The sequence below is a fragment of the Flavobacterium ponti genome (genome assembly GCF_042652765.1).
Classification (GTDB): domain Bacteria; phylum Bacteroidota; class Bacteroidia; order Flavobacteriales; family Flavobacteriaceae; genus Flavobacterium; species Flavobacterium ponti.
In genome coordinates this window covers 46,485-65,778 of record NZ_JBHSGW010000004.1, presented here as the reverse complement: position 1 = coordinate 65,778, position 19,294 = coordinate 46,485, and the positions used below count along the sequence as shown (strand labels likewise).

Sequence of the window (19,294 nt, the reverse complement as noted above, 5' to 3'; positions counted from 1 at the left end):
GTTGTTGGTTAAATAGTTTAAAACTTCACCTCAACTTCTTCCAAAATTAATTCATTATTTTGATAACTTTCAAATTTTGAATTTTGACCGTTTAAAGTAAAAATTCCTTGAATATTATCTTTTTTTGCAATGAAAATTGTTGGATTTGATGTTTTGAATAACTCAAATTTCACGACACCATTAACATCTACAAGATTGTAACCGTTTTTGGCAATTTTAGAATATAAAACAGAATTTATTGTGTTGTTTTCATTAGGAATTTTTTCAGATACAGCAGCAATAACTTCTGGCTGTGGAGATTTAATTTCTTCTATCTTCTCTTTTTTATCAGATGTGGAAGCATAAGCATTTTTAAACTTAGTGTAACCTTCCATAGATTTTAAGGCATATCTAGTAGCATCATTGTAAGCTCTACTTAAGTTTTTTTCCCTGCTTTCTCCTTCTTCACTAAATGAAATCAAATTATTTTGACAATCTTTTAATTCAACTTTTACTTTAGTTTTAAACAAACTATTATTTTCAACCAAATTTAGAAACAAAGCATTACATCTATTGTTGGCAACTTCATTAGGCATAATATCATTTTCATAATAAACAGTATATCCTTCTTTTTCAAAGAAAGATTTACATAAAACGTTTAAATTATATTGATTTTCTTCTCTTAAAAAATCAAACTTTTTGGGCATAATGATGATTTCATAATTTTCTTGCGCTACAGTTAGCATTGAAAGTAAAAAAACGGATAAGAAAATAATTTTCTTCATTTTATAATATATTTTTTAATTCTAAAAGATGATTTACTTGATAAACATCGCGATTAATTTTTGTTTTATTCTCGTTGAAAAAAATAGCATCCATTCCGAAGTCTAAAGCTCCTAAAATATCAGCTTCAAAACTATCACCAATCATAATACTTTCTTCTTTAGACGCTTTTGCACTTTTCAACGCATAATCAAAGATAATAGAATTTGGCTTTTTTTGTCCTGCTAATTCTGAATTTGTTACAGTTTCAAAATAATGTCCAATTTTAGAATTACTTATTTTTTTATTTTGAACTTCACTGAAACCATTGGTGATAATATGTAATTGATATTTTGGTTTTAAATAATCTAATAATTCAATCGCACCATCAAATAAGTGATTGTTTTCAGGTAAATATGTAATATAATCTTCTGATAATTGATGAATTACTTCATCTGAAATTTTATAATTTAACGTGTCAAAAACATCTTTCAAACGATAATATCGTAAATCTTCATGTGAAATTTGATTGACTTGATATAATTTCCAATAATGCTGATTTCTTGGGATATAAATACTTAAAAAGTCTTGTAAAGAAATATCAAAACCTTGCTTTTTAAATATGGTTTCAAATGCAAAACCAGAATTTTTATCAAAATCCCAAAGCGTATGATCTAAATCAAAAAAAAGGTGTTTTTTGTGATGATACATTTTATTTTTTTACAATTATAGCATCTTCAATATGGTAAATCCAATCCTCAATGTCAGTTTCATTATACCTGAAAGTTCCTTTTAAAGTAACATATTGATCTGTATTCAACTTTGGCAAACTTCCTCTGAATTTAATTCCAGCTAATGTTTCTGGTCCAGATTTTCCACAGAAAAAACAAGCAGCAAAAACATTTTTACTAATAGCATAATTTTTTGAATCTATTGGAATAATAAATCCACTAATTACAACTGTTTTCTTCCCTAATGCTTTTAATTTTGGATTTACTACTGGAAAATCAACTTCTCCATAATCTTTTACTGTTTTTTTACTGTATTTAATTTCTCCTAATAATTTCCAAGTTAAGGTGTCTTCAACAATTACTTTACTAGAAGATTTGAAATTGCTTTTTGTTGAATTTGAAAAACTAAATAAGAAAAATGCAACAAAAAGTGCTACACTAATTTTGGTAAACTTACCCATTTGCTAATGTTTTTGATATATTTAAATTATAGGCTTTGATTGCCGGAATTAATGCTGCAATGATTCCCACAAAGATAGTTAGTAAAAATAAAATTCCTTCTTTATCCCAAATAAATTCATACGGATTGAAACTCATTTTAAAATCATCTTCTGCCGAATTGGATAGCAACATCAAGGCAATTCTTCCAAGAATCGTTCCAAAAAGAAATCCAACAACACATAATAACAAGCTTTCAATCATGACCAACGTTAAAAGTTTGAATCGTCCTGCTCCGCTTACTCTTAATAAAGCAAATTCAAATTTTCTTTCTTTTAAAGTATTGAATAGTGCAATGAAAATTGAAATTCCTGAAATTAACATGATTCCGTAAGCTAAATAACGAAGTGCTTCAATTCCTATTCCAAATAATTTGAATAAACGATTCACTTCAATTGCTGGTGAAGCCACTTGCATTTTTGTGTTTTGAGCTATGATTCTTGGCCAAGTTACGATTCCCATTTTATTTCTGAACTTTAATAAAACAGCTGTGATTTCCATACCTGGTTCATCAATAGTTAAGTCATTTTCATGGTCATCGTGAACATGTCCTTCTTCTCCATGAGCTGGGTTTTCTGCAACGTGATCATGTTCGTGTTCATCCTCATGATGTATATGACCTTCTTCTCCGTGTGGTGGATTTTCTGAAAATTCCTGTTCATGATTATGTCCTTCGTGGTCATGTTCTTCATGACTTCCATGCATTTGCCAAACACTTGGAATGTTACATAAAATTAAATTATCTAAAACTTTTCCAGTTTTTTCGGCAATTCCTACAACTGTGTATGCTTCATTTTCATGCACTTCTCCTTCAGCAGCATCACCATGTGAACCAAAAAAGGTATCTCCTACTCTAATGTTTAATTTTTGAGCAATGTCATTTCCAACTACCACTTCAAAATTGTGCTCAAATAGTTTACCTTCTGAAATTTTTGCTCCATATTTTTCAAGATAATCATGAGTTGTTCCTAAAATTTTATAACCTCTATAATTATCTCCAAAAGCTAAAGGAATTGCTTTTTCCACAAATGGATTTTTCATCCAAACTTTAGCAGAATCATAACTGATATTTCCTGTTGGTGCATCTACTTGATAAACTGATGAAAGTATCAATTGCAATGGACTTCCTTGTGCTCCCATAACCAAATCTACACCATCAATATTGCTATTGAATTTCTCTTCAAATTGTTTTTCCAATAAAATTAAAACCGTAATTATCGCTACACTTGACATCAATAAAATGATGCTCAAAATGGTATTTAAAGGTTTAAACCAAATATTTCTCCAAGCTAATTTTGCAATCATATCATTGTAATTTGGTTGTGAAACTTCTCTTTAATTCGGTTATCGTGTGTAACTATAATCAAAGCTGCTTTATATTCTTTGGACAAAGAAGTCAATAATTCAATCACAGTTTCGGTATTTTTATCGTCCAAACTTGAGGTTGGTTCATCTGCTAAAAGCACTTTTGGTTCATTGATTAAAGCTCTTGCTATAGAAACTCTTTGTTGTTGTCCAACACTCAACTGAGATGGTAATTTTGAAGTGTGTTCGGTTAAACCTAATTGATTTAGAAGTTTTTTAGCTGAAACTGTATTTTTCTTTCCTGTGGCTAACCAACTTGTCATTTCCAAATTTTCTAAAATAGTTAACGAAGCAATGAAATGAGGTTTTTGAAAAACAATTCCGATATTTTTGCCTCTAAAAGAATCATTTTTTCTTTCGGATAAAGTAATGATGTCAGTTGAGTCAATTTCGATTGAACCTGTTTTTGGTCGTAATAACCCAGCTAGAATATGCAAATAGGTAGTTTTTCCTCTTCCTGAATTTCCTGTGATTAGAATTGTGTTTCCTGCTGTGCAATATAATGCTGGCATGTGAAACAATTCTCCTTTTGGATATTGGAAGGTTATGTCTTTTGTGTTTATCATTTTATTATAAATTCCAATATATTAAATTCCAAATTCCAATATTTGAAATTCTAATTTCTGAATTCTGAATTCTAATTTTACAAGTGGCAAGATAAGAATTTGAAACGTATTTATTTCTTAAACTTTTCTAAAAAATACCTTCGTCGTTAAAACTATAAAATCCGTTTTCAGTGATAATAATATGATCTAAAACGTTAATTTCGAGATGTTTTGAAGCTTCTTTTATTTTTTTGGTAATTTGAATATCAGCATCACTAGCCAATAATTTTCCTGAAGGATGGTTATGCGTTAAAATAATTGATATTGCATTTTGTTCAAAAGCTGTTTTAAAAATCAAGCGAACATCAACAACTGTTCCTGTTAAACCACCTTTTGAAAGTTGTGCTTTGTGAATTACTTTATTGGAATTGTTCAAATATAAAATCCAAAATTCTTCGTGAGGCAATTCACCGATAATAGGTTGCATAATTTCGAAAACCATTTTACTGGAAGTGATTTTCTTTAATTCAACAGATTCTTCTGCTCTTCTTCGTCTTCCTAATTCTAAAGCTGCTGCGATGGAAATGGCTTTTGCTTCTCCAATACCTTTGAAATTGGTGAGTTGGTTTACCGATATTTTTCCTAATTGATTGAGATTGTTGTTTGTGGACGCTAAAATACGTTGGCATAATTGCACTGCACTCTCGTTTGGAGAACCAGAACCAATTAAAATAGCCAATAATTCGGAATCAGATAAGGAAGATTTTCCTTTTAGTAGAAATTTTTCGCGTGGACGATCGTCTTCAGCCCATTGGTTGATTGGTGTGTACATAATTTGTTTGGCTTATAATTAAAGTACAAATGAAAATAATTTTACAATAACTTCAAAATAAAAGCGTTAGAATTTTTTAATAGACCGCAAATTTCACGAATTATCACAAATTAATTAATATGAACAAACCATTTTATATCATCTTATTTTCTTTAATCACTTTATTTTCTTGCAAAAAAGAGTCAAAATTAACTGAAGTAATTTCTTCAAATCAAAAGGAAATTGTTTATGATAGTATAATTGAAAACCCAAATTCATTTGCTGAAAAATTATCCAATGCTGCTATTTCAATAATTGATGATAAAATAGTTTACACACCCAATTATGTTTCCATCAAATATCCAAATGGTGATGTTCCAGCAAAAACTGGAGTTTGTACAGATGTAATAGTTCGCGCTTACCGAAAGTTAAATATAGATTTGCAAAAAGAAGTTCATGAAGACATGAAAGCTAATTTTTCAAAATATCCAAAAACTTGGGGTTTAACTAAAACTGACACAAATATTGACCACAGAAGAGTTCCAAATTTAGAAGTGTTTTTTGAAAGAAAAGGAGAAAAATTAAAAGTAACACAAAATGCCTCTGACTACAAAACAGGTGAACTGGTAACATGGATGATTAATGGAAAACTACCTCATATTGGAATCGTGACACATTTAAAATCTGAAGATGGAAAACGAAATTTAATTGTACACAATGTTGGTGGCGGACAAGTTTTGCAGGATTGTTTGTTTAGTCATGAGATTGTTGAACATTATAGGTTTGAAAATTAATTAATTACATATGAAACTAATCTGTCTTCATAATAATTTGATGCAGAACTAACAAAAGGACATCTTCTTAAAACCATTCCAATTCCTTCTTCATACATATAATGAATGGTATTATTAGGAATACCTAAGCTAGAATTTCCGACAAAATTCCCTAAATAATCGTATACAAAATAATTTTGCCCTTCAACAATTATATTTTGAGGAGCTACATTTTGAAAAGTTGAAACTCCCCAAGTATCTTGCACATAATTCCCTGTATTATAATCCAAATGTAGTGATGATAAATGAGTGTAAACATTTTGATATTGACTATCAAAACCTGGATGAAAAACATATCCATTTGTATCAACTAAATGGTCATTACTATCTATTCTTAAATATTCATAATAAGTTTGGAGTAAATTATTAGAATTTACAGTAAATTCTTTGTGTTCTATTTTCTTATAAGAAATAGAATTAATTAATGTGTCACCTATAACCAAAACTGAATCAATCTGAATAATTGAAGAGGTACTACCCAAGGCATTAATTGCATAACGATTGTAAACCCATTTATTCCCAGTATTAATATTAAAAAATGAAGTATTGACATTTTGTATATCATCGTCATTTTTTGAACAAGAAAATAAAATAAAACTTGTCGCAATAATTAATAGGAAGTTTTTCATAAATGTGTTTTTTCTTATTAACGAAAAACAAAAATAATTATTGTATCAACCCTTTCACTTCTTCAAAATCCAATCCACCATAATTTCCTGAACTCATCAACAACAATGCTGAGTTGTCAAAATTTTGAGCAAATAAGAACTCTTTAAATTCTTTTGGGCTTGTATAAATAATTAAATCTTCTCTTTGGAATGATTGAGCTATTTGGTCGTAGGTCACTTCTTCTAATTGCTTAATTTTCACAGCATCTGGTGAATAAAAAACTACTGCAATATCAGCAGAGTCCAATGCTCCTTGGTATTCTTTTAAAAATTCTGCATTCAAACTACTATACGTATGCAATTCTAAACAAGCTATTAATTTTCTGTCAGGATACTGATTTTTTACAGCTTTTGTAGTGGCAGAAACTTTACTTGGTGAATGTGCAAAATCTTTATAAGCTACTTTTCCTTTTCCTTCTGCGATTTTTTCTAAACGTTTACTTGCTCCTTTGAAAGTGGCAATGGCTTCATAAAAATCAGCTTCATCAACTCCCATATTTTGACATATCCATTTCGCACCAGCTAAATTATTTAGGTTATGTGCTCCAAAAACTTCAATTGGCATTGGTCCTTCTGGTGTATCTAACAGAGTGGTTCCATTTTCAACGCTATAACTCGGAGTTTGGTATGGCAATCTTCTAATAGTATTTTGCGAATCTTCTGCAACTTTTTTTACAGCTTCATCTTCTTCATTATAAATTAAAATTCCACCTTTTGTAATTTGATTTACAAAGATTTCAAACTGTTCTACATAATTTTCAAAGGTTGGAAACACATTGATATGATCCCAAGCAATTCCTGAAAGCAAAGCAATGTTTGGTTGGTATAAATGAAACTTTGGACGTCTATCAATTGGAGAAGATAAATATTCATCACCTTCTAAAACGATAAAATCATTTTCGTGCGTTAAATGAACCATTGTGTCAAAACCTTCTAATTGAGCTCCAACCATATAATCCACTTCTATGTTATGAAAATGCATCACGTGCAAAATCATAGAAGTTATCGTAGTTTTTCCATGTGAACCACCAATTACAACACGTGTTTTATTCTTAGATTGCTCGTATAAAAATTCAGGATAAGAATAAATTTTCAAGCTTAATTCTTGGGCTTTTAACAATTCTGGATTATCTGCTTTTGCATGCATTCCTAAGATAATAGCTTCTATATCTGAAGTTATTTTTTCTGGAAACCAACCCATTTCTTTAGGCAATAAACCTTTTTTATTTAAACGTGATTTGGATGGTTCAAAAATAGCATCATCGCTACCTGTAACTTGATACCCTTTGTTATGTAAAGCTAAAGCTAAATTGTGCATGGCTGCTCCACCAATGGCTATGAAATGTGTTCTCATTTTTATGTTGAATTGTGAAATTGTAGAATTGTTAAATCGATTAAACGAATAAACAGTTCAACAATTAAACCTAGTTTTTAAATTCTTTTTTTAACTGATCTGCTTTGGTTTTATTCTTCATTTTATTCAGATACAAATCATATAATTTTTCATAGGTTGTATTTGAATTTCCTATTTCGTGTGCTTTTTTGTAATTGTTTTCAGCTTTTGTATATCTTTCAAAATATACATCAATATAACCTTTAGCTAGATATCCATCAACTTTGGAAAGATTCAAGAGTTCAGTTGCATATTTTTGAGCTTTAGTTTCACTTCCACCAACAATTCCTGGTAATTCGATATATAACATAACTAATGCCCAACGCGTATCAATATGTTTTTCGTCTAATTTGGCTGCAGTTAAAAAAGCGGTTTCAATATCATCTATCATTCCTAATGCTTTGAATTTATTGACATTTTTAGCTTTCATCCCCATTGCACCACCAAATTTATAATGATAATTTGCAATTGAAGGAAATTTCTCTTTTAATTTTTCATAATATGAAATAGCCACGTCCCATTTTTTTTCTTTTCCTGCAATATCTCCTAAATATTCTGTAGCTTTCGAATGATTAGGGTTTGCTTTTAAGTAGTCTTCAAACAGTTTTTTGGATTCTGAAAGTTTGTTTTCAGAATATAGTTTTTCTGCTCTTTCAAAATTGGATTGAGCTATCATAACTGTTGAGAAAAATAAAAAGAATAAAAGTTTAATTTTCATTGCTTTAAAAATAGGCTCAAAAATAGTGAAATCATTTTGGTTATTATTTACAAAAAAAATATTTCTGTTTCATTCCAACCTTTTTTGTATTTTTCAACTCTATAGTATAAAACTCTCTTATGTTTAAAAAAGTATATCTCATCATTTTATTTTTAGTTTTAAATTTTACTTACAGCCAAGATTTTAAAAATGAATGGAAAAAAGTCTATCAATATGAATTAGATGGAAAAATTGAATCGGCTCAAAAAGAAGTTGAAAGCATCTACAAAAAAGCCAAACGAAAAAAAAATGACGTAACTATTGTTAAATGTTTTTTCTATTTGTCAAAATTTGAACAAATATTTGATGAAAATGCTCAATCAACTATAATTTCAAACATTAGAAAAGAAATTAAGGAAGCTTCAAAAAAAAATGAAGCGTTGTTAAATTATATCTATTCTAAAATTTTAGACAAATATAGAAATCAATATAGATACGCAATTGGTCGTAGATCAACTATTGAAAATAATAAAAACAAAGACTTTTTAACCTGGACAAATAACGATTTCGACAAAGAAATTGAAAAATGTTATCAAGAAATGTTAAAAAACAAACAAGAGTTAAGAGCTATTAGTCTTGAAAATTATAAAGAAATTATTGATTATAATGCTGATGTTGATGCAAAAAATAATACTTTATATGATTTTTTATATGAAAAAAGCATTCAATACTTTGCTCAAAATGTTTATTGGGATAGAAATTCAAAAGAAATAAAATTAGAAAATCTTTTTATTTTAAAACCTGAAACTTTTATCAATCAAAAACTATCAGAGAATTACAATAAAAATGCTCAAACTTTTATTGAAATACTTCAAGAAAATGAAAGGTTTTTATTTAAAACTAACCAACTTGAAAAATTAGATAAAGCTTACTATTATAGATTAAATTATATTTTTAATAAAGTTTACAACCATACTACTTACAGAAAAAAATTATCTGAATTAGAAAAGTCAACTGACAGTGAATTTCTAAAACAACAATTAAAATTAGAAAGAGTTCAGGTTTTATTTAACAAACAAAATGATTCTTTACAAATAAATTATAAAAAACAAGCCTTAGATTTAATTGATTCAATATTTATGTCAAAAGTAAATATCAATGTATTATCAAGTGCTGAAAACATTAGAAATACCATTCTTCAAAAAACATTAAATGTTCAATTTTTAAAAGAAGTTTATCCAAATCAAAATAATAGAGCCTTTATAGATTATAAAAATGTTGATTCCATAAAAATTAGTTATTTTAAATTTCCAATAGCTTTAAATGATTATATCAATAACAGATATTACAATTACTCAAATAAAAGAATAGATAGAGACTCATTAGTTTTCGACTTTATTAATAAAAACAAAGTTTATAAAAGCTTTATAAGAAAGTTACCTAAAAAAACAGATTACAACAATCATTCAACTGAAGTTATTTTAGAACCTTTTGATGTCGGTAATTATTTAATTTTTATGGAAACCCCTAAAGACTCAATTGATAATGCTTTTCATTACGAACTAATAAAATCTACAAATTTTATAGTTACCGAAAGTCAAGATGACAAAAACGATATCTTATATTTATATGATTCAAAATCAGGAAAACCTATTGAAAATGCAAAAGTAAGTAACGATAAAAAAAACTTTATTTCAGACAAAAACGGAAAAGTTTTGATAGATAAAATGAAGTATGATTCGTCAAAAGTTTATGATAATTTTCTATTTATCACTAAAGAAAGTGATACCCTAAAACGAAATTACAATCGTAGTTATATTTACGAAAAAACTACAAATACCAAAGAGAAAGAATACAAAAACTTTGAAGCCAAAGCAATGGTTTTCTTTGACAGAGCTATTTATCGTCCGGGTCAAAAAATGTATTATAAAGGTGTGATGGTTCAGAAAAAAGATAACAATAAAAGTGTTGTTCCTTTTTTAAGTATTCATGTCAGCATCAATGATGTAAATGATAACACACTTAAAGAATTTGAAGTTCAAACTAATGAATTTGGAAGTTTTTCTGGTGAATTTGATATTCCAAAAAATGTATTAACAGGACAATTTTCAATGTCAATTGAAGAAGCAGATGATTATGAAGTTGATGATGCATATTATGATAAAAAAGAAGATGAACATTCTTTTTGGGACAATGTGAATTTTAATGATAATGCTGAGTTTACATTTCAAGTAGAAGAATATAAAAGACCTACGTTTGAAGTTAACTTTGAAGAAATTAAAGAAAATTATACCATTGGTGATTCTTTACAAATAAGTGGAAATGCTAAAGCTTTATCAGGAAATAATATCACAAATGCTAAAGTTGCCTATACAATTAAAAGAGATTATGAAACCGTTGATGAGGAATGGGATTATGAAACAACTGTGATCGAAGAAGAAATATTAACAGATTCAAAGGGAAATTTTAAAATTCCAATTCATGCAGTTATTGATAGTGTTTCTATTGATTCAATACAAAGCATAAGTTATACAATTAATGTAACAATTACAGATACAAATGGTGAAACAAGAACAGCTTCTAAACAGGTTTTTGTTAATCAAAAAACATTAAAATTGTCAATAGAAGCTAATAACATTGTGTATGTTGAAGATAAAAACACCCTTAAAATTAACAGTACCACTTACAACAACTTTAGTATTGATGCAAAAGGAGAAATAAAAATATATAAATTAATTCAAAAACAATATTTAAAAGATAGAGCTTTTCAAGTTCCTGAAATTCAAACTATACCTAGAGAAGAGTTTGAAGCACTTTTTCCACATGAACCATATGACAACTCGGACTATAAGGTTGAAAAAAAATTAGTAAAGACTTTAAACTTTGATACTAAAATTAATAGAGAAATTAATTTAGATTTTTTAAATGAATTTAATGCAAATGAATTTGAAATAACAATTAGTGCAAAAGATTCAAAAAATAATTTAATTGAAGCAACTCGAAAAATAAAAACTGAATCTAGAAAAAATCCTATTTCTAAAACAGAATTATTTACCTACAAAGACATCAGTAAAAAAGAAAGCAATTATTTTGAAATTGAAGTTCAGTCTATTATCCCTAATTTATATATTACGCAACGATATTATGCGGATAAAACTACTCCACAACAAGAAAAAACACAGCAATTAGTAAATGGAAAAACAGTTTTTAGCATCAAAAAAGAGAAAGAATATACTGATACAGTAAATTTTCATTTTTCCACCATTTGGGAAAATAAATATCTTGAAAAAACTTATGCAATTGAAAAAGAAAAGGCAACTTATAATTTAAATATTGAAATAAATTTTATAAGAAATAAAATCGAACCTGGAAGCAATGAAAGATGGTCTTTTAAAATTAAAAACTCAAAATTGGAAGCAGAAGTTTTAGCTAGTATGTATGATAGTTCATTAGATCAATTTACAATTCAAAATTGGACAAATGCCTATTTTTATGAATATAGAAATTATTTTAATGCTCCTCGTTTAGGTTATAGAGATTTGAAAACTTACGCTAATTTTAATGGATTTCACATTCAAAAAAATTTCTACAATGATTATCGCTCAAAACCAGAAATCAATTGGTTTGGATTTAATTTTAATGACCCAAAAAATCAGTATGTTTTAAATAATTATCTCAATAAAATTAAAACTCAAACAACAATTCCAAATAATGCTAAAACTATAACGGGTGTTGTTTCAGATGAATTAGGAACGCTTGCTGGTGCATTTGTTGTTGTAAGAGGTACAGATAGAAAGGTGACTACAGATTTTGATGGAAATTTTCAAATTGAAGCTAAAGAAGGTGAAGTCTTAGAAATTTCTTTTCCTGGAAAAAAAGACATTTATTTAAATGTTGGCAAAATTCGTAAATATGAAATTAGCCTTCCAGAAGGTTTTGTTGGTGATGAAATTGTCTTAACAGGTGCGATTGGTGTTTATAGAAAAGCTGATGCAGTGACTTCAAGTTATCAAATAATAAAATCTGAAGAAATTAACCAAAGTGCGAACGAAAATGCGGTTCAAGCACTTTCTGGAAAAGTTTCTGGATTGCAAGTAACAACAAATTCAGATGGAAGAACAACCTCGATTGTATTAAGAGGAAATCGCTCAATTTCTGGATCAAACGAAGCTTTAATTGTTATTGATGGAGAAATAAGTACAGCTACATATTTACAATCATTAAATTCAAATTTAATTTTAGAAATGAGAGTTGTAAAAGGTGCTGAAGGTGTTGCTTTGTATGGTGAAAAAGGTAAAAATGGTGTAATTGTTGTTACAACAAAAAACGCTATGAAAGATTTAGCTCAAGTAAAAACCAGAACAAACTTCAATGAAACAGCATTCTTTTATCCTAATTTAAAAACCGATAAAAACGGTAAAATTTCTTTTGAATTTACAACTCCAGAATCTTTAACCAAATGGAAACTTAGATTATATGCTCATAATAAAAATGCTGAATCAGGTTATTTTCAAGCTGATATTATTTCACAAAAAGATGTAATGGTGCAAACCAATATGCCGAGATTTGTTCGTGAAAAAGACGAAATTAAAATTAGTGCAAAAGTTGTCAATATGACTTCTGAAATTAAAACTGGTATTGCAATGCTTCAATTATTTGATGCAACAACAAATACTTTAATTGATGAAATTTGTGCTAATAAAAACAACGTTAGAAACTTTTCATGTAAAGCAAAAGAAAGCGTTCCTGTTGAATGGACAATCAAAATTCCTGAAGGTTTACAAGGTTTACAATATAAAATTGTAGCTAAATCGGGTAACTTCTCTGATGGTGAAGAAAACATTCTACCAGTTCTTTCAAACAAAGTTTTATTAACAGAAAGTATTCCAATTTGGGTAAAAGGAGAAACTAAAAAAGAATATGAATTTCCGAATCTAAAAAACAATACATCAACAACCTTAAAAAATCATTTGTTTACTTTAGAATACACTTCAAATCCAACTTGGTTAGCTTTGCAATCACTTCCTTATTTAATGGAATACGAACATGAATGTGCTGAACAAACTTTTTCAAGATATTATGCTAATTATATTGCCACTCAAATTATTAATAGTAATCCAAAAATAGCTGCTCTATTTGAGTCTTGGAAAAGAGAAGGAAAATCGACTTCAAAATTAAATATGAATGAAGAATTAAAATCAATTGTTTTAGCAGAAACTCCTTGGTTATTAGATGCACAAAATGAAGAGTTCAAAAACAAACGTTTAGCACTTTTAATGGATTTAAATTCAATGAAAGAATCCATGGAATCCACTTTAAAAAAACTAAAAGAAAAGCAAAAAGCTTCGGGTTCTTTTTCATGGTTTGATGGTGGTGATGATAATGTTTACATCACGCAACATATTGTTAAAGGTTTAGGTCATTTAGCAAAACTTTTTCCTGAAAAAGATTCGATTTATACTAGTATTTCCGACAAAGCAATTCCGTTTTTGGATCAGAATTACATCTCAAATAGTACTTTGAAAAACAAAAGAATTAATTATTATAGGTATTCTAACTTACATTATTTATATGCTAGAAGTTTTTATGTTAAAAAATATCCAATATCAAAAAAGATAGATTCAATAATTACTATTCAAAAAGTCGAATTTAAAAAAGACTGGTTAACTTATACTTTATATTCAAAAGCATTATTGGCTTTAACAATGAATAGATTTGGAGATAAAGCTTTCGCAAAAAAAATCTTAACAAATCTAAAAGAAACTGCTGCAAGAAATGAAGACAATGGTATGTATTGGGTAGAAAATTCTAATGGTTATTATTGGTATCAAAATGCAATAGAAACGCAAGCTATGCTTATTGAAGCTTTCGCTGAAATTGAAAATGATGACAAAATTTTAGATGAATTAAAAGTTTGGTTGTTAAAGAACAAACAGGTTAATAAATGGTCTACCACAAAATCTACAACCGAAGCTGTTTATGCATTATTATTACAAGGAAGCGATTGGATTTCTATAAAAGATAACACAAAATTCACCATTGGAAATGAAAAAATCTTTACCAAAAAGTTATCAGAAAAAGACAAAGAAGCAGAAACAGGCTACATAAAACTAAATTGGAAGGCAGACGAAATTACTAAAGAAATGGGAACAGTTAAAGTAGAAAACAGGTCAAAAGTTCCTGGTTATGGTGGTTTTTATTGGCAATATTTTGAAAACTTAGAAAACATCAAAACAGATAGTACAAAAGCATTAAATATAACCAAAACACTTTACAAAAAAGTTAAAACCACTATAGGAAATGAATTAATTGATTTAAATAAAGAAGATTTAAAAACAGGAGATTTAATCACAATTAGACTAGTTATAAAAACAGAAAACGACTTAGAATTTGTACACTTAAAAGACTTAAGAGCTTCTTGTTTTGAACCAGTTGATGTGATTTCAAATTATGAATGGAGAGGTAATTTATCTTATTATAGAAGTACAAAAGATGTTGCAACTCATTACTTTTTTGATAAAATTAATAAAGGAACTTATGTTTTAGAATATGATGTCAGAATAAATAACTCAGGAAATTTCAATGATGGAATTGCAACACTACAAAGTATGTATGCTCCAGAATTTTCAACTCATTCAACAAACACAACAATAAAAGTTGATTAATTATAGTAATAAAAAAGGCTTTCTATATTTAGAAAGCCTTTTTGTTTTTATTTTTTATTGGAGATTGTTAAACCTCAACATTTAACATTTTCCACAATTTATCCTTTAATTCAGATAATCCTTGATTGGTAATTGAAGAAATAAACATGTAGGGTGTTCCTTTAAATTCTTTATCCAATTGTGCTTTTAATTCAGTTTTTAACTCTTCATCAAGCATGTCAGATTTAGAAATTACAACCAATCTGTCTTTATCTAACATTTCTGGATTGTATCTTCTTAGTTCATCTAATAAAATTTCATACTCTTTTTTAATATCATCAGCATCAGCTGGAACTAAAAATAATAAAGTCGAATTTCGTTCAATATGTCTTAAGAAATAATGACCTAACCCTTTTCCTTCGGCTGCACCTTCAATAATTCCTGGAATATCAGCAATTACAAACGATTGAAAATCTTTATAGGAAACGATTCCTAAATTTGGTTTCAAAGTTGTAAAAGGATAATCTGCAATTTTTGGTTTTGCCGAAGTTAATACAGAAAGTAAAGTAGATTTTCCAGCGTTTGGGAATCCAACTAAACCTACATCAGCCAAGACTTTTAATTCTAAAATTACGTCAACTTCTTCCACAGGCATTCCTGGTTGAGCATAACGAGGTGTTTGATTTACTGAATTTCTAAAATGCCAGTTTCCTAAACCACCTTTTCCTCCTTTTGCTAATATTTTGGTTTCATCATGTTCTGTAATTTCAAATAAAACATCTCCTGTTTCTTTGTCTTTCACAATGGTACCTAAAGGAACTTCAATATATTTATCTTCTCCATCAGAACCTGTACTTCTTGAACTTCCTCCATCACCACCATGACCAGCTTTTACGTGACGTAAAAATTTTAAACTAAATAAAGTCCAAAGATTTTTGTTTCCTCTTACATAAACGTGTCCACCACGACCACCATCTCCACCATCTGGACCACCTTTTTCAATAAATTTTTCTCTATGTAAATGAGACGAACCTTTTCCACCTTTTCCGGAAGAAACATATATTTTTACGTAGTCGACGAAATTCCCTTCTGTCATAACTTTTATTAGTAATTAGTGATTAGTAATTAGTGATTAGCCAATTCTAACTCTAAAATTATTTTTTGCAAAGGTAAGATTTATTAGTCAATTTGATAGCTTATTCTTTTAGGATGTTTTTTACTGAAATTTTATCAATTTTTACTCCATCCATATTCTTTACTTCAAATTCTAATTTATTCCAAACTAATTTTTGTCCTTGTCTTGGAATTGCTCCTAATTCAGTAATAATTAGACCACTTACTGTTGTAACCTCATAATCTGATAAATATTCGTCTAGCTCGAAATAAGTTAAAAAATCATGCAGCGAATAATGACCATCAACCAACCATGAACCGTCTTCATTTTCAATTAATTGAAAATCTTCTTGGTAAAAATCTGCTGCATCTCCAACCAAAGCTTCTAAAATATCATTTAAAGTTATCATTCCTTGAAAAACTCCATGCTCGTCTGTAACCAAAGCATAATGTATTTTTGAAGTTTTAAAATGCTCTAATGCTTTATAAGCTAAAGTATATTCAATAAAATAAATGGCTTCGTTAGTAATACTTTTCAAATCAAAAACTTCATTCTCGAAATTTTTTATTAAATCCTTTAGAGAAACTATCCCAACTATTTCATCTAAATTGTTTTTACAAACTGGATAGAACGAATGTAAATCTTCAAGAACTTTTGTTTTTATTTCTTCAACTGATTCTTCAAAAGTCAAATAAACAACAGCATTTCTGTGTGTCATTAATGAGTTTACTTTTCGATCACCTATATGAAAAACACGTTCCACTATATCTTGTTCGATTTCCTGAACTTCACCAACTTCAGTTCCTTCTTTAATGATGGCTTTGATTTCTTCTTCTGTGACTTTTCCATCAGCTGAAGGTTTTATTTGTAGTACTTTTAAAAGAAACTCTGTTGAAACGGTCAATAACCAAATAAAAGGTCTTGTGATTTTTGACATATATTTCATTGGAATTGCTAATGTTTTTGCTATCCCTTCAGGATGATTTAATCCAATTCGTTTTGGCACTAATTCTCCTAAAATCAATGAAAAAAATGTCAATGTTATTACGACTAATCCAACTGCAATAGAATCTGCATAAGGTTTCAATATTTCAAATGAACTAACAAAATTTTCAACATCAGTTGTAATTTTATCACCTGAAAAGATACCTGTTAATATTCCAATTAAGGTAATTCCTATTTGAACCGTTGATAAAAATTTATTGGGTGAATTGGCTAATTCTAAAGCTGCTTTTGCTTTTCTATTTCCTTTTTTGGCTGCACTCTCTAAACGACTTTTTCTTGCCGAAATTAATGCAATTTCAGACATGGAGAAAACTCCATTTAAAAGAATTAAAAAAAATATAATAAGTATTTCCATAAATTGAGTTGTAAAAAAAAGAGCTATTTAAACAATAGCTCTTTAATATATACAAATATCTAAAAAAAATTATAAAGTATCGATTACAGCACTTAATCTTTCTGTAACTTCTGCAATACTTCCAATTCCATCAACTGCTTTAAATTTGTTTTGTCCTTTGTAATAATCCATTAAAGGAGCTGTTTTTTGGTTGTATTCATCATAACGATTTCTGATTTTTTCTTCATCTTGATCATCTGGTCTTCCTGAAGTTTTTCCTCTTTCTAACAAACGTTGTACTAAAATTTCGTCGTCAGCTTCTAAAGCAACTGTTGCTGTGATTTCTTGATTTTTTGATTCTAAAAATTTATCCAAAGCTTCTGCTTGAGCAATCGTTCTTGGAAATCCGTCAAATAAAAATCCCTTAGCTTGTGGGTTTTTATCTACTTCACTTTGCAACATTTTAATAGTCACTTCATCTGGAACTAAGTCTCCTTTGTCCATGTAAGTTTTGGCTAATTGACCTAATTCTGTGTCATTTTTGATGTTAAATCTAAAAATATCACCTGTTGAAAGATGTACTAAATTGTATTTTTCCTTTAAAAAATCGGCTTGTGTTCCTTTACCTGCTCCTGGTTTTCCGAATAAAACTATATTAATCATTTCTGTGTGTTTGTTTTCTATGGCTAATTGATATACATCTGGTAAATTTCTTCCTAATCCATCATAATCTAATCCAAAACCAACGATGAATTTATTTGGAATTCTTATCCCAACATAATCTAATTTAATGTCTTTTTTATAAGCTTCAGGTTTGAAAAATAAAGTAGCAATTTTTAAGTGTTTTACTTTTTTTTCCTTTAAAATAGCTTTTAATTCTTCAATTGTATTTCCTGTATCTACTATATCTTCTACAATTACAACTGTTTTTCCTTCTAAATCTTCGTTTAAACCAATTAATTGCTTTACTTCATTTGTTGATTGAGTTCCTTCATAAGAAGCTAATTTTACGAAACTTACTTCGCACATGCCTCTATAATATTTCATTAAATCGGAAATAACTTTGAAAGATCCATTTAAAACTCCAATAAAAACTGGAACTTCGTCAAAAAAATCATCGTCCATTTGTTTTGCCATATTTTGAATTGCAAAATCAATCTCATCTGATGAAATAAAAGGTTCAAAATGTTTATCGTGTAATTGTATCACTTGAATATTTTTTAGTTGTGCCTACAAATTTAAGGAAGTATAATTTATTGCATCTAATATATTTATACTTTTTTGCAAATTTGATATATTTACCAAATGATTACAGTAATGTTTACCAAAATTGATCAAAGTACAGCTCACAAAAAAAGTAGAGTTACTGTTAGTAATTTTGCTATGAAAAGTGAGGAAAATTTAGCAGAATTAATTTCCATAGCTTTTGATATTTCGCATAAAAATCATGTAAAAGCTTTTTGGTCCTTAGAATTAGTTTGTGATAAAAAACTAAAACTGTTTGTGCCTTACATTGATGAATTTTGTGAAATTTTACCCAAATTAAAAGAGGATTCAGCTGTTCGACCAGCTACAAAAATCTGCATGTTTTTAGCCAAAAGCAATCACAGAAAAAACGGAATTGAATTATCAAAAGATCAAGAACACAACATAATTGAGAATTTAGTTGACCGATTAATTCAAGATGAAAAAGTAGCTGCAAAAGTTTATGCCATGAAAGCTTTGTTTGTTTTTGGAAAAAAATACGATTGGATTTACGAAGAATTAAAATCTATAATTTCGCAAGATGCTTTTGAACATTCAGCCGCTTATCAAGCTTGTGCTCGAAATATTTTGAAGAAAATTTAAGTTTTTCCAATTTCTGAATTTGATTTTTAGCATTTAGGATTGGGATTTTATATCTTTGCGCAAACAC

15 protein-coding genes are annotated in these 19,294 nt (G+C 28.5%); 3 read left to right on the top strand and 12 right to left on the bottom strand.

The features are described 5' to 3' along the window. Nucleotides 1-17: 17 nt before the first annotated feature. The 6 genes from ACFO3U_RS05570 to radC all read right to left on the bottom strand — a co-directional run bounded on the left by ACFO3U_RS05570 (nt 18) and on the right by radC (nt 4,712). A complete protein-coding gene (locus ACFO3U_RS05570) occupies nt 18-764 on the bottom strand; it encodes a hypothetical protein (protein ID WP_379738963.1) in 747 nt (248 codons plus the stop codon). Between the two features lies 1 nt (nt 765). Further along, a complete protein-coding gene (locus ACFO3U_RS05565) occupies nt 766-1,452 on the bottom strand; it encodes a YjjG family noncanonical pyrimidine nucleotidase (protein ID WP_379738960.1) in 687 nt (228 codons plus the stop codon). Between the two features lies 1 nt (nt 1,453). Continuing rightward, the gene (locus ACFO3U_RS05560) at nt 1,454-1,933 is read right to left on the bottom strand and encodes a hypothetical protein (RefSeq protein WP_379738957.1); all 480 of its coding nucleotides are present in this window, start codon (nt 1,931-1,933) and stop codon (nt 1,454-1,456) included. Beyond that, complete coding sequence (locus ACFO3U_RS05555; protein ID WP_379738955.1) at nt 1,926-3,275, bottom strand: ABC transporter permease; 1,350 nt, start codon at nt 3,273-3,275, stop codon at nt 1,926-1,928. Before ACFO3U_RS05555 ends, ACFO3U_RS05560 begins: the two co-directional genes overlap by 8 nt. Continuing rightward, nucleotides 3,272-3,901 carry an ABC transporter ATP-binding protein gene (locus ACFO3U_RS05550; RefSeq protein ID WP_379738952.1) on the bottom strand — a complete coding sequence of 210 codons (630 nt, stop codon included), beginning with the start codon at nt 3,899-3,901 and terminating at the stop codon, nt 3,272-3,274. The genes ACFO3U_RS05555 and ACFO3U_RS05550 overlap by 4 nt, the downstream gene beginning before the upstream one ends. A 127-nt stretch (nt 3,902-4,028) precedes the next feature. Then, nucleotides 4,029-4,712 carry a RadC family protein gene (gene radC, locus ACFO3U_RS05545; protein ID WP_379738949.1) on the bottom strand — a complete coding sequence of 228 codons (684 nt, stop codon included), beginning with the start codon at nt 4,710-4,712 and terminating at the stop codon, nt 4,029-4,031. 119 nt (nt 4,713-4,831) lie between these two features. Between radC and ACFO3U_RS05540 the strand changes: the two genes are divergently transcribed. Next, complete coding sequence (locus ACFO3U_RS05540; protein WP_379738946.1) at nt 4,832-5,485, top strand: DUF1287 domain-containing protein; 654 nt, start codon at nt 4,832-4,834, stop codon at nt 5,483-5,485. Here ACFO3U_RS05540 and ACFO3U_RS05535 read toward each other — a convergent pair. From ACFO3U_RS05535 to ACFO3U_RS05525, 3 genes are all read right to left on the bottom strand, one after another. Beyond that, nucleotides 5,482-6,153, bottom strand: a complete 672-nt coding sequence (locus tag ACFO3U_RS05535; RefSeq protein ID WP_379738943.1) for a hypothetical protein — start codon at nt 6,151-6,153, stop codon at nt 5,482-5,484. The genes ACFO3U_RS05540 and ACFO3U_RS05535 overlap by 4 nt on opposite strands. 37 nt (nt 6,154-6,190) lie before the next feature. Further along, nucleotides 6,191-7,546 carry a UDP-N-acetylmuramate--L-alanine ligase gene (locus ACFO3U_RS05530; protein ID WP_379738940.1) on the bottom strand — a complete coding sequence of 452 codons (1,356 nt, stop codon included), beginning with the start codon at nt 7,544-7,546 and terminating at the stop codon, nt 6,191-6,193. Nucleotides 7,547-7,616: 70 nt separating this feature from the next. Continuing rightward, nucleotides 7,617-8,303 (bottom strand): tetratricopeptide repeat protein, encoded by a 687-nt coding sequence (locus ACFO3U_RS05525; RefSeq protein WP_379738937.1) that lies wholly within the window; start codon nt 8,301-8,303, stop codon nt 7,617-7,619. 119 nt (nt 8,304-8,422) lie between these two features. On the opposite strand from ACFO3U_RS05525, the gene ACFO3U_RS05520 reads away from it, so the two are divergent. Beyond that, the gene (locus ACFO3U_RS05520) at nt 8,423-14,947 is read left to right on the top strand and encodes an alpha-2-macroglobulin family protein (protein ID WP_379738934.1); all 6,525 of its coding nucleotides are present in this window, start codon (nt 8,423-8,425) and stop codon (nt 14,945-14,947) included. Between the two features lie 67 nt (nt 14,948-15,014). Here the strand turns inward: ACFO3U_RS05520 and obgE are convergent, their stop codons facing one another. The 3 genes from obgE to ACFO3U_RS05505 all read right to left on the bottom strand — a co-directional run bounded on the left by obgE (nt 15,015) and on the right by ACFO3U_RS05505 (nt 18,594). Further along, on the bottom strand, nt 15,015-16,022 hold the full coding sequence (gene obgE / locus ACFO3U_RS05515) for a GTPase ObgE (RefSeq protein ID WP_379738931.1): 1,008 nt from the start codon (nt 16,020-16,022) through the stop codon (nt 15,015-15,017). A 100-nt stretch (nt 16,023-16,122) separates the two neighbouring features. Then, nucleotides 16,123-17,349, bottom strand: coding sequence for a hemolysin family protein (locus tag ACFO3U_RS05510; protein ID WP_379739890.1), 1,227 nt, complete (start codon nt 17,347-17,349; stop codon nt 16,123-16,125). Between the two features lie 120 nt (nt 17,350-17,469). Further along, nucleotides 17,470-18,594, bottom strand: a complete 1,125-nt coding sequence (locus ACFO3U_RS05505) for an adenylate kinase (protein WP_379739887.1) — start codon at nt 18,592-18,594, stop codon at nt 17,470-17,472. Between the two features lie 102 nt (nt 18,595-18,696). On the opposite strand from ACFO3U_RS05505, the gene ACFO3U_RS05500 reads away from it, so the two are divergent. Further along, on the top strand, nt 18,697-19,227 hold the full coding sequence (locus ACFO3U_RS05500) for a hypothetical protein (protein ID WP_379738928.1): 531 nt from the start codon (nt 18,697-18,699) through the stop codon (nt 19,225-19,227). Nucleotides 19,228-19,294 lie beyond the last annotated feature (67 nt).